The sequence below is a fragment of the Winogradskyella immobilis genome (genome assembly GCF_021887715.1).
GTDB classification, from domain to species: Bacteria; Bacteroidota; Bacteroidia; order Flavobacteriales; family Flavobacteriaceae; genus Winogradskyella; species Winogradskyella immobilis.
Genome location: NZ_JAIQXX010000017.1, coordinates 41,282 through 53,300 on the forward strand (window position 1 = coordinate 41,282; position 12,019 = coordinate 53,300).

14 protein-coding genes and 1 tRNA gene are annotated in these 12,019 nt (G+C 32.8%); 4 read left to right on the plus strand and 11 right to left on the minus strand.

Annotated features, from left to right (window positions below; all coding sequences use genetic code 11):
- From K8Z87_RS11465 to K8Z87_RS11495, 7 genes are all read right to left on the minus strand, one after another.
- Complete coding sequence (locus tag K8Z87_RS11465) at positions 1-150, minus strand: hypothetical protein (RefSeq protein WP_227477704.1); 150 nt, start codon at positions 148-150, stop codon at positions 1-3.
- A gap of 186 nt (positions 151-336) precedes the next feature.
- Positions 337-1,497 carry a metal ABC transporter permease gene (locus K8Z87_RS11470; RefSeq protein WP_227477705.1) on the minus strand — a complete coding sequence of 387 codons (1,161 nt, stop codon included), beginning with the start codon at positions 1,495-1,497 and terminating at the stop codon, positions 337-339.
- The gene (locus K8Z87_RS11475; RefSeq protein WP_227477706.1) at positions 1,490-2,617 is read right to left on the minus strand and encodes a metal ABC transporter permease; all 1,128 of its coding nucleotides are present in this window, start codon (positions 2,615-2,617) and stop codon (positions 1,490-1,492) included. The genes K8Z87_RS11470 and K8Z87_RS11475 overlap by 8 nt, the downstream gene beginning before the upstream one ends.
- 107 nt (positions 2,618-2,724) lie before the next feature.
- Positions 2,725-3,462: a metal ABC transporter ATP-binding protein gene (locus K8Z87_RS11480; RefSeq protein ID WP_227477719.1), complete on the minus strand. Its 738-nt coding sequence runs from the start codon at positions 3,460-3,462 to the stop codon at positions 2,725-2,727.
- A 104-nt stretch (positions 3,463-3,566) separates the two neighbouring features.
- Positions 3,567-4,475 (minus strand): metal ABC transporter solute-binding protein, Zn/Mn family, encoded by a 909-nt coding sequence (locus K8Z87_RS11485; protein WP_227477707.1) that lies wholly within the window; start codon positions 4,473-4,475, stop codon positions 3,567-3,569.
- Positions 4,476-4,485: 10 nt separating this feature from the next.
- The gene (locus K8Z87_RS11490) at positions 4,486-5,283 is read right to left on the minus strand and encodes a transporter (RefSeq protein WP_227477708.1); all 798 of its coding nucleotides are present in this window, start codon (positions 5,281-5,283) and stop codon (positions 4,486-4,488) included.
- The gene (locus tag K8Z87_RS11495) at positions 5,270-5,929 is read right to left on the minus strand and encodes a metal-dependent transcriptional regulator (RefSeq protein WP_227477709.1); all 660 of its coding nucleotides are present in this window, start codon (positions 5,927-5,929) and stop codon (positions 5,270-5,272) included. The genes K8Z87_RS11490 and K8Z87_RS11495 overlap by 14 nt, the downstream gene beginning before the upstream one ends.
- Before the next feature lie 124 nt (positions 5,930-6,053).
- On the opposite strand from K8Z87_RS11495, the gene K8Z87_RS11500 reads away from it, so the two are divergent.
- Positions 6,054-6,473, plus strand: a complete 420-nt coding sequence (locus K8Z87_RS11500) for a hypothetical protein (RefSeq protein ID WP_227477710.1) — start codon at positions 6,054-6,056, stop codon at positions 6,471-6,473.
- 3 nt (positions 6,474-6,476) lie between these two features.
- Here the strand turns inward: K8Z87_RS11500 and K8Z87_RS11505 are convergent, their stop codons facing one another.
- The 4 genes from K8Z87_RS11505 to K8Z87_RS11520 all read right to left on the minus strand — a co-directional run bounded on the left by K8Z87_RS11505 (position 6,477) and on the right by K8Z87_RS11520 (position 9,761).
- Positions 6,477-6,614 (minus strand): FeoB-associated Cys-rich membrane protein, encoded by a 138-nt coding sequence (locus tag K8Z87_RS11505; RefSeq protein WP_227477711.1) that lies wholly within the window; start codon positions 6,612-6,614, stop codon positions 6,477-6,479.
- Between the two features lie 54 nt (positions 6,615-6,668).
- Entirely contained in the window at positions 6,669-8,762 is a 2,094-nt protein-coding gene (feoB, locus tag K8Z87_RS11510) for a ferrous iron transport protein B (RefSeq protein ID WP_227477712.1), read from the minus strand.
- Complete coding sequence (locus tag K8Z87_RS11515) at positions 8,755-8,991, minus strand: FeoA family protein (protein ID WP_227477713.1); 237 nt, start codon at positions 8,989-8,991, stop codon at positions 8,755-8,757. The genes feoB and K8Z87_RS11515 overlap by 8 nt, the downstream gene beginning before the upstream one ends.
- Before the next feature lie 89 nt (positions 8,992-9,080).
- Positions 9,081-9,761 carry an SCO family protein gene (locus tag K8Z87_RS11520; protein ID WP_227477714.1) on the minus strand — a complete coding sequence of 227 codons (681 nt, stop codon included), beginning with the start codon at positions 9,759-9,761 and terminating at the stop codon, positions 9,081-9,083.
- A gap of 200 nt (positions 9,762-9,961) precedes the next feature.
- Between K8Z87_RS11520 and rseP the strand changes: the two genes are divergently transcribed.
- From rseP to K8Z87_RS11535, 3 genes are all read left to right on the plus strand, one after another.
- Positions 9,962-11,302 (plus strand): RIP metalloprotease RseP, encoded by a 1,341-nt coding sequence (gene rseP / locus K8Z87_RS11525; RefSeq protein ID WP_227477715.1) that lies wholly within the window; start codon positions 9,962-9,964, stop codon positions 11,300-11,302.
- A gap of 149 nt (positions 11,303-11,451) precedes the next feature.
- A complete protein-coding gene (locus K8Z87_RS11530; protein ID WP_227477716.1) occupies positions 11,452-11,736 on the plus strand; it encodes a GIY-YIG nuclease family protein in 285 nt (94 codons plus the stop codon).
- Between the two features lie 3 nt (positions 11,737-11,739).
- Positions 11,740-11,813 (plus strand) — tRNA-Asn (locus K8Z87_RS11535).
- Positions 11,814-12,019 lie beyond the last annotated feature (206 nt).

Consider the following 12,019-nt stretch of genomic DNA (forward strand, 5'->3'; position numbering starts at 1 on the left):
TTAAGGTTTACCATTTTTATCTTTTCGTTGCTTTTCTATATATTTAAAATAACGTTGTGTTTTATACTTTCTATAAAGCAAAGCAAATAGGGCGATTAACCCTAAGATCATCAATCCGATCTTTCCTGTTAGGTAATCAAATAGTTCCATAATACAATATTATAAAAAATAATAGTCGAGATTAGAGAAAAAGCCTTGCTTTTTTAATTTAGACATTAAGTTTCGATATGTTTGAGTATTAGCTATTAAACTAACAGGGACAAAAATAGATCCTAAAATAATTAAAACTAAAACTCTTTTAGGTAGAGTTTACTATGTGCTAATTGTGCTAGATAATTACCCTCTAAACAAAAAGAAATCATCTTTCATGTCTTCGATTTGAGTATCTTCATTAGTAATGATATAATCGATGGCTTTAGAGGTAAATTCGTTCCCTTTTTCAGTTAATGAAACAATGTTTTCAGTGATAGAAATCATATTATTTTTTTGTGCCAATTCTAAAACACTTTTAGAACGAACTTTTTGCCAGTTAATGTGTTCGTTGAGATGATTAACATGGCGTTCTTCTTCCTCATTATGGTTTTTTAAATGTAATAAAAATGTTAATAAAGAAACCTCTATACGTTGTTGTTTTTCTCTATACAACACAGCAATAATGCCTTTGCTAGGCGCAAATAGATAGACCATTAAAAACAGTAATCCAAGAACTGTAGTAATAGAACCCGCAATAGACGCATCTAGCCAATGCGCAACCCAATACCCAAGTATAGCACTAAACACACCAAACCCAATGGCTAATCCTAACATTTTCTTTAAATCAGTAGTTAATAGATAGGCAGTCGCTGCTGGAGCAATCATTAAAGCTACAACCAGTATAGCACCTACAGCATCAAAAGCACCAACAGTAGTTACAGACGAAACAGACATTAAACCGTAATGCAGTATCACGGGAGAAAACCCTAAAGAAGCTGCTAATCCTTTATCAAACGTACTCACTTTAAGTTCTTTAAAAAAGGCAAATAATAAAGTTATTGTTACTAATAGTATACAGCCAATAATCCATAGAGATTTCGGCCCTATGTCTGTGCCTCCAATAACTAAACGATCAAAAGGTGCAAAAGCCAATTCGCCTAATAATACCGCATCGACATCTAAATGCACATCATTGGCATTTTTTGCAATAAGAATAACACCAATACTAAACAATGCAGGAAATACCAAGCCAATAGCAGTGTCTTCTTTTACCAATCCTGTTTTTTGAATGTATTCCACAAGAACAACAGTAATGATGCCTGTTAATGCAGCTAGTAAAATTAGTACTGGAGAATTTAAATCGTGAGTAATGAAAAATCCAACCACAATCCCTGGTAATATAGAATGGCTAATAGCATCACTAATCATTGCCATTTTACGGAGTACTAAAAACGTACCAGGAATAGCACAGGCAATGGCTACCAAACTCGCTATTATTTGTATTTCTATTTGTGCGCTACTCATTGTTTCTGGTTTGTTGGTTATAGAGATTTGCAGCGGTTTTGAATCCTAGGTCAGTTAAACTCCATAGGTTTCCATTTAATTTCACATAATCTTTTTCTACCAATTTTTGAAGTGTGCCTTTAGTATAGCCTTGAAAATTATTTAAGATTCTAATAGCATGCGGATGCGAAATATCTTCATGTGTTTCAGCAATATTATACATAAAAGCTAACGTTTTATGAAGTTGTAAATCGCGACGATTTTTAATAAATCGTATTTGTTTAAATAATAACCCACGACTTGGGGAAAAGATAAATGAAAAAATCACGAATACTCCAGCAACTAATACAATGACTGGTCCGGTAGATAAATTGTTTTGACTCGCACTTATAGCAGTGCCAAACACTCCTGAAAAAGCTCCGAAAACGGCAGCTAAAAATACCATTACCGCTAAACTATTGGTCCATTGCCTTGCAGCAGCCGCAGGTGCTAAAAGCATAGCACTCATTAATACAACACCGACTGTTTGTAATCCTAAAACAATGGCCAATACAATAAAACTAGTAATTAAGATATCAATGATTTTAGTATTAAATCCTAAGGTTTTGGTATAGTCGGCATCAAATAATAGAATTTTAAATTCTTTCCAAAATAGAAGCATAATCAATAAGCAAATCCCTGTAACAATAGCCATCATCCAGACATCACTTTCTAATAATGTTGCTGCCTGACCAAAAAGGTATTTGTCTAAACCTGCTTGATTGGCATTGGGTTGTTTTTGGATGTAGGTTAATAATAACATTCCAAAACCAAAAAACAGTGATAATATTAAACCTAGGGCAGTATCAGATTTTAAGTGTGTTTTGGTAATAATACCTCTAATCCAAAATGTACCAATAAGCCCGCTGATTAAAGCTCCAATTAAAAGTGTATTGCTGTCTTTGGCTCCAGTAATTAAAAACGCAATGGCAATACCTGGAAGTGCTGCGTGCGAAATAGCATCACCTAATAAACTTTGTTTTCTCAGTACAGCAAAGCTGCCTAGCATACCACAAACAGCGCCTAGAATTGCTGTGCCGAGCGTAATGGTTCGGAGTGTGTAATCCGAAAAAACTAGTTGTATGTATTCTTTTATATCCATTTTTGTTATTCCTGTGAATCCCGATATCTATCGAGAAGAAATCTTATCCTAAGTAACATTATTAGATTTATTGTATACTGAGACTGCTTTTACTGTTAACTAAAAAGCTATTCTTGCACACTTACTTTATAATTAATACCGTAGGTTTTCGTTAAATTATCATCATTAAAAATATCCTTTACGGGACCAGTAGCAATCTTTTTTACATTTAGAAAAGTTACCCAATCAAAATATTCGGGTACAGTCTGTAAATCGTGATGAACAACAATAACTGTTTTTCCTGCTTTTCGTAATTCTTTTAAAATATTAATGATTGCAATTTCGGTGGTAGCATCAACTCCTTGAAAAGGCTCATCCATAAAATAAATGGAAGCGTTTTGCACCAATGCTCTAGCTAAAAATATACGTTGTTGTTGCCCACCTGAAAGTTGACTGATTTGGCGACCTTTAAAAGGTAGCATGCCTACTTTTTCTAAAGCTTCAAGCGCCGCTTTTTTCTGTTTTTGACCTGGACGTTTTATCCAACCTAAACTCCCGTAAGTTCCCATCATTACAACATCTAGTGCAGTAGTCGGAAAATCCCAATCTACGCTTCCTTTTTGTGGAACATAAGCTACTAACGCACGTTGTTTTTCATAGGGTTTGTCGTAGATGCTTATGCTACCAGCTATAGGATCTAAAATCCCTAAAATAGATTTTATAAGTGTTGATTTACCAGCTCCGTTAGGTCCAACAATAGCCATAAGCACACCTTCGGGAATTTCTAAATCGATATCCCAAAGCACAGGTTTGTAGTTATATGCTACAGTTAAATCATCTACTTTTACTGCTATTTTATCTTTCATAATTGTTTCGTCTGTTAAGGTGTAGTAGAGACCTTCTTTATTCAATAAACTACTGTAAATAGTTCTCGACTATGTCGAAATGTGTTTTTTTGCTAACTGCTAATTCATTTCAACGCATTTACAATTGTATTCACATTATATTTAAACATGCCTATATACGTGCCTTCAATTGTGCCAGCATTGCCAAGTGCATCAGAATATAAAGTGCCTCCAATAGTTACATCATGACCTTTAGACGTTACTGCAGCTTGTAAAGCTTCAATTGTACGTTTAGGAACAGAGCTTTCTACAAAAACAGCTTTGATTTTTTTTTCAATGATAAAAGCCGCTAATTTTTGTACATCTTGAACACCAGCTTCTGTAGCTGTAGATAAACCTTGTAATCCAACGACCTCAAAACCAAATGCTTTTCCAAAATAATTAAAAGCATCATGTGCGGTAACTAATATTCTTTTGTCTTGAGGAAGTTCTTCAATTTTTGTTTTTAATTCGTTTTCTAATGCATTGAGTTTAGCTATGTATGATTCTAAATTAGTATTAAACAACACTTTTTGCTCAGGAATTAAAGTGGATAATTCGCTAGTTACAAACTCAGCAGCTTGTTTCCAATAGGCAACATTAAACCAAATATGAGGATCGTAATTACTTTGAAAATAGTCAGACCCTATTAAAGTATTTTTATCAATAACTTCAGCGATGGCTTTTGTTGTAATATTTTGGCTTTCCATTTTTTCAAAAACTTCAACGAGTTTACCTTCTAAGTGAAGTCCGTTATAGAAAATGAGATCTGCATTGGCTAGTTTTGAAACATCTCCTTCACTCGCTTTATATAAGTGTGGATCTACACCGCTTCCCATTAAGCCTTGTAAATTAATGGCATCGCCACCAATATTTTTTACAACATCAGTAATCATACTTGTTGTGGTAACAACATTAGGTTTTCCGTTTGATTCGGTTGTGTTTTTACAAGTAAAAACTAAACTAAGTAGGACTATAATTAGTATTTTTTTCATTTTTTAAATTTTATTTTTTAGGAATTCTAAAACTTATACCAGCACTTAGTAGTATGTCTTGTCCTTCAGTAAAACTAGTTCCGACTGTAGCGTCTAATTGCACGCTGTTGGATACTAAATACGTGAGACCAGCATCCCATAAATGATTGGCGGAACTGTTTTCAGGAAAATCGCCATAAACCTCAACATAAGCACCAATTTTATCGGTAATACTATAGCCATAAGCTAGAGTATATAGGTAAGTAGCTTCTGGTGAATCATTTCCCCATGCAGCACCGATGTTATAAGATAAGCTCGATTTTTCATTTAAAGTGTGTGCAAAAGAAAATCTAAAATTAACACCAGTATTATCTGGTCTAAATTCGTCTTTTACTGTAAAAGGTAAGTTTAGATGCAATAATAAACCAACTTCAGGAAGGAATCCTTTCTCTTCAGCAATACCAACTTTTACTCCGAGAAGTAAGGGTGAAAATGTGCTTTCAGAAAAAATTTCATTACCATTTAATTCTACAGAGCTATTAGTATAATCCCAGCCTAAACGTAATTCTAAATTTTTAATTAGACCATAGCGAATTAACATGGTGTTATACGTAAAGTCGCTTAACTCTATATTATTGTCTTTAAAACTCTCATAAAATGCCCCGGTTTCTACTTGAAAAAATCCGATAGGGACAGCAGTTGGCGATTCCGTTGCATCTGGTCGATCAGTAATTAGTGGGCCTAAATCTGCTTGATTATCAGTTTGAGCAAAACTCGAAAAGCTTGCAATAAAAGAGATTACAACTATTAAAAGTTTAATTGATTTCATTGACGTAAATAATTTGGGTAAAATCTTGGTTTAGAATAATAGTATTTGTATTAATGATAATTTGTGTCATTTTAGAATTTTGAAATTGCTTGACAATAGAAATCTTATTCCCATATTTTATGCCATTTAAAGCACAAAACTCAAAGAATTCTTTGTCTTCACTCATTAATCGAGAAATGACATAAGTTTTATTTTCTTCAGCATTTATTAATGCAATAGAAGTATCTATGGTGGTAATTTCGCCATTGGCATTTGGTATAGGATCTCCATGCGGATCAAACTTTGGATGGCCGAGATATTCACTAATTTTTTCGGCTAAAAAATCTGAAGTTTCATGTTCTAGTAGTTCAGCTTCACGATGAATTTCATGAAGCGACATATCAAACATTTTATGTAATAATGCTTCCCATAACCGATGTTTACGGACAATATTTAATGCCATTTTTTCACCAGCATCTGTTAATTGCAGCGCTTGATATTTTTCATAATTAAGTAAACCTTTAGCAGCTAACTTTTTTGCCATATCAGTGGCAGCAGCGTTGGATATCCCTAATTTGTTAGCAATATTGCCAGGTTTGGTATTGGTAATATCTTGTTTTTCGTTATTGTAAATGGCCTTTACAAAATTCTCAATAGCTACAGACATTTTTATTTGCTTGATTTAATTTTTAAGCTTGCTTAAATATTTTGCAAATGTAACTAAAAATATATATTAGATTGATTTTATTGAATATTTTGTGACATTTATATAGATTTAAAGTCTTTTAAGTATGAAGAACGTATTACTTAACATATTATATTTTTTCTGTGTTACTATTTCTGCACAAGAATATCAATCACTAGATAAAGGGAAAGTTTATGAGATCTCTATAAAAGAGCATTTTACATATAATGATTTTGAAATAAAAATGGCCTCAGTTGGAGTTGACTCTAGGTGTCCACAAGAAGTTACATGTATTAGGACAGGAGAGGTAGATGTCGATGTTGAGGTCTATTATTTAGGAAAAAGAATTTTAGAACAACAATTGACCTTTACTCCTTCAGGTTATATGCCAAATAGTGGAAATTTATATAATTCAGAAGACTTAAAAATAACTGCTTTTGACTTAGAACCTTATCCAAAGGCTACAGAAGTCATTTTAAAACAGGATTATAAACTTAAAATTTCTATTGTAGATCATAAAGAATAAAACTCAATGGCAACCGCAACCGTCGTTACCACAGTTTTTAGAAGCTTTACGCTTAGGTTTCCAAAAGAATTTGCGGATTATAGACCAAGTGGCATAACCAATAATAAGAACTACTAATATGGTTTGAATAATATCATTCATAATATATTGGTCGTTATGGATAGAATTGCTTTCATTTAAGGATTAACAAGATAATCATTTTAAAAATTGAAATGCAACTAAAGCAGCTAAATAAGCAATGACTGTCATGCTTCCTAATTGTATCATTGGCCATCTCCAACTGTTAGTTTCGCGTTTTACAATGGCTAAAGTACTCATGCACTGCATAGCAAAAGCATAAAATAATAGCAAGGAAATACCAGAAGCAAAGGTAAAAATTTTGCTGCCATCGGCATGAACTTCTGATGCCATTCTATTTCGTATGGTATTTTCATCTTCTTCTGAGCTACCAACACTATATATAGTTGCCAAAGTACCAACAAAGACTTCGCGAGCAGCAAATGAGGTTGCTATACCAATCCCTATTTTCCAATCGTAGCCTAAAGGTTTTATTGCGGGTTCTATAGTTTTTCCTATTATACCTATAAATGAATGTTCTAGTTTATGGGAAGCAATAGCATCGTCTAGAGCTATTCCGCTTAATTCAGGATTTTCGGCAGCAACAATGGTTTCTGCATTATTAAAAGATTCTCCTGGTCCGTAAGAAGCAAGACCCCAAATAATAACAGAAATAGCTAAGATTATTCGTCCAGCTTCAAAGACAAAAGTCTTTGTTTTTTCAAGTACAGTTAGGCCTACATTTTTTAAAAGCGGTAGTTTGTAGCTCGGCATTTCTATGACGAAAAAAGATTTACTTTTTGTTTTTAGAATTTTATTTAAAACGTAAGCCGAAAATATGGCCATTAAAAACCCTATAATATATAAGAGCATAAGTGCCAAAGCTTGATAACTTAATCCAAAAAAATAGTTGTTAGGAATCACCAAACCTATAATAATAATATAAACAGGTAATCTCGCAGAACAGGTTGTAAATGGAGTGACAAGAATAGTGATTAAACGCTCTTTCCAGTTTTCAATATTACGCGTGGCCATAATAGCCGGAATAGCACAAGCCGTACCAGAAATTAAAGGCACAACACTTTTACCACTCAAGCCAAATCGACGCATAATACGATCCATAAGAAATACAACTCGGCTCATATAACCGCTTTCTTCTAAAATGGCAATGAACAGAAATAGAAATGCAATCTGTGGAATAAAAATAACCACACCACCAATACCAGCAATAATACCTTCGGCAATAAGATCTGTTAATACACCAGATGGTAAAGTGTGTTTTACCCATTCCGATAGATTAGCAAACTGCGCATCTATAAAATCCATGGGCACAGTTGCCCAATCGTAAATGGCCTGAAAAATAGTTAATAGAATAGCAAAGAAAATAACATAACCCCAAATCTTATGCGTTAAAACACGATCGAATTTTGCGCGTAATCCTGTAGCTTTAGAAGCGTCAATTGTTAGTCCTTCTTTTAAAACTCCATTAATAAACTGGTAGCGCTTTATCGTTTCTTTTTGTTGAAGACGTTTTAATTCGACTTCAGATTTTGTTTTAAACTGAAACACGTCCATCTCTTGACGTGTCATTTTCCCAAAATTTACATCTTGAGTAATGACTAGCCAAAGTTTGTAGAGTTGTTGGTTTGGAAATGCTTTTTGTAAACGTTCAAAATATTCAACATCAATTGTTGAAGCATTTAAACAGGGTTCAATTGAAAGATCTCTATAATTTGAAATAAGGTGTTTTAAGTCATCAATACCTGTGTTTTTTCGTGTACTGATTAATGCAATTTTGGTGTTTAATTGTCTTTCAAGCTCAGGAATGTTTAAAGAAATACCTTTGTTTTTCATTACATCTGACATGTTTATTGCCAGAATAGTAGGGATTTCTAAATCTTTTATTTGTGTAAAAAGCAATAAATTTCGCTTAAGATTTTCCACATCACTAACTAATACTACAACATCTGGAAAATCCTTATCGTTTTTGTTAAGTAAAAGTTCAATAACAACATTTTCGTCTAAAGATGACGCATTAAGGCTATAGGTTCCAGGTAAATCTAGAATATGTGCTTTTACACCACGAGGCAACTTGCAAAGTCCTTCTTTTTTCTCAACAGTAATACCGGGATAATTACCAACGGTTTGATTTAAGCCAGTAAGCGCATTAAACACTGACGTTTTTCCTGTATTAGGGTTACCAATTAAAGCAACATTAATCTGTTTACTCATTTAATAACTTATCAATTAATACTAATGCGGCAGTCTCTCTTCTTATGGCTAGGTGGCTTCCGTTTATATTGAGGTACATGGGATCTGCAAAAGGAGCTACTTGAACTAACTGCACTTCGTTGCCAGGTAAACAACCCATTTCTAAGAGTTTTAGAGGAATATCATTAGAGGAAATATCAGTAATTATTCCACGTTCTCCTTTTTTTAAATCGGCAATTGTTAATCCCATCTTTATTTAGACTGATTTTAAAGAAGCAAAAATAAACGAAATTATTCAGTAAGAGAAAGGCAGGAGCTTTTTTTTAAAGTAAAGTTTTGTTAAAACCCTCCAAAAGATTTTAAAGTTTCAATATCATCTAGAAGGCGATCAATATCTTCAGGATTAGTACCATCATAGAAGCCTCTAATTTGTCGTTTTTTATCGATGAGCATAAAGTTTTCGGTATGTATCATATCATAAGTATCTCCATTACCAGCCGTTTTTACAGCTAAGTAACTTTTACGGGCAAGCTCATAAATTTGTTTTTTATTACCTGTAACCAAATTCCATTTAGTATCGTTAACCCCTTTGAGTTTAGCATATGATTTTAAAACAGGGACACTATCTACAGTCGGAGTTACGGAGTGCGATAATAGCATTACCTCATCATCGTCCATAATTTCTTTTTGTATTTGATACATGTGATCTGTCATAATAGGACATATCGTTTGGCATGTCGTAAAGAAAAAATCAGCAACGTATATTTTATCTTTATAAGTCTCTTGAGTTATCGTTTCTCCGTTTTGATTTGTTAAGCTAAAATCAGAAATAGTATGGTACTTGCTTTTGTGCCTAATAGTTTCGTCAACCATTTCATCATTAACCATCTCAGGTTGAAATATAGGTAATGGTTGTTCTACATTTAAAATAGTATAAATAACAGCAATAATTACAACACATAATACAGAGAATGCAATGGCAAAATATTTATAACCTTTAAAAAATGCTAAAAATGACATAAACAGACAATTTATAGAGCTGCAAAGTTACAATGAATCTATAATTACAACGTTATTTTTAACAGTAATTACAAGGCATTTTAAGTATTTAATATAAAGCACATTAAAACCAAGTTAAAAAAATGATGAATAGAGACATTACTGTTTTCTAAATGCATTGAAAAGCTTACTTTTGTCAATCGAAATTTGAAAATGAATACATGGAATTTGTAATAAAGATATCTCAATTTTTACTTAGTTTATCCTTGCTTATTGTGCTGCATGAGTTAGGACATTTTATACCTGCAAAACTATTTAAAACTAAAGTTGAAAAATTTTATCTCTTTTTTGATGTAAAATATTCACTGTTTAAAAAGAAAATAGGAGAAACAGTATATGGTATTGGTTGGTTACCGTTAGGAGGTTATGTTAAAATAGCTGGGATGATTGATGAGAGTATGGATAAGGAGCAAATGGCTCAACCGCCACAACCTTGGGAGTTTCGTTCTAAACCAGCATGGCAACGCCTTATTATAATGCTTGGTGGTGTTACGGTGAATTTTATATTAGCTTATGTTATTTATGTTTTTATGTCGTTCATTTATGGTGATACAGATATTAAAATAGATAGCTTAAAAGGTGGTTATTGGATTGAAAACCCTGTTTTGGTTGATCTAGGTTTTAAAACAGGAGATAAAGTTATAGCCATTAATGATAATTCTATAGAAAATGATTCTGAAATAGGTCAGTATATTATTTCTGCTGAGACTATAACCATAGAACGTAACGGATCTCAACAAGTCATTGATTTACCTGATAACTTTTTAGGGCAATTATCAAGTTCAGGGAATAAAGATTTGTTTGAATACCGTTACCCATTTATAGTAAGTAAAGTGGCAGATACTTCCTTAAACAAATCTGCAGACTTAATTAAAGATGATATTATAACAGGTATAAACGGGAAAGAGTTACCATTTTTTGATCAATTTAAAAATGAATTAAAAAACTACAAGGGTCAAACAGTAAATGTAGACGTGCTTAGAGGAGATGAAACTCTATCTAGAGCATTAAAAGTAGGTAACGATGGAACTGTAGGAGTATTTAGATCGATTAACCCTAATAAGTTTCAAGAGCTAGGGTATTACGATGTTATAAGAAGAGAATATACTTTTGGAGAAAGCTTTGGTGCTGGCGCAGACAAATTTGTAAAAACCATAGTAAATTATGGAGCTCAGCTAAAAGCAATTTTTACGCCTAAAACTGAAGCTGTGAAAGGCTTAGGAGGTTTTAAAGCCATATATGATCAGTTTCCGAGTGTATGGAGCTGGTCTTATTTTTGGGGTATAACGGCATTTTTATCTATAATGTTAGCTATTCTTAATCTATTGCCAATACCGGCGTTAGATGGTGGACACGTTATGTTTTTACTGTTTGAAATGGTATCTGGACGTAAGCCTAGCGAAAAGTTTTTAGAGCGTGCACAAGTTATAGGATTCTTTATTTTAATAGCTTTAGTATTATTTGCTAATGGTAATGATATTTTTAAGGCGATAACTAATTAAACAATTGTTCTAAAAAAGTATAGTATCGTTTGGTTAGGATTAAAAAAATATTTTATATTTGCGCTCGCTAAAGCGAAAAAATTTTCCTCTTTAGCTCATCCCGATAACTATCGGGAGGTTAGAGTAAAAGAAGTTCTTTAAATTTTGAAATGTATTGTGTTTATATCATTTATTCTAAAACTATTGATTCGTTCTATATAGGAGAGACAATAGATATTGAAAGTAGAATTAAACAACACAATGAGAGTTTCTATGAAACAGGCTATACAAAACAAACAAAAGATTGGATTTTGTATTATAAAATTGAATGTAATTCAAGAACACAAGCTAGAAAAATAGAAACACATATAAAGAAAATGAAAAGCAAAAGATATATTCAGAACTTAAAAAAGTATCCTGAAATTATCGAGAAGCTTAAAAATAAATATAATTAACCTTCCTCTTTAGCTCAGTTGGTTAGAGCATCTGACTGTTAATCAGAGGGTCCTTGGTTCGAGCCCAAGAAGAGGAGCAAATAAAACCTGACACGAAAGTGTTGGGTTTTTTTGTGGAAAGAATTGGGCGAGAAGTTTATATTGAGCGTAGCCCTTCTACGTCCAAAGCATTTTTAAAATAAATCATTCCTTATAAGGAATTTTAAAAGTTTATTCCATAGATATAATAAAGAACCCTTTAAATTCTTTCTTCCATTTTAGTTTGTCTTGTTCAGAGAGTAAA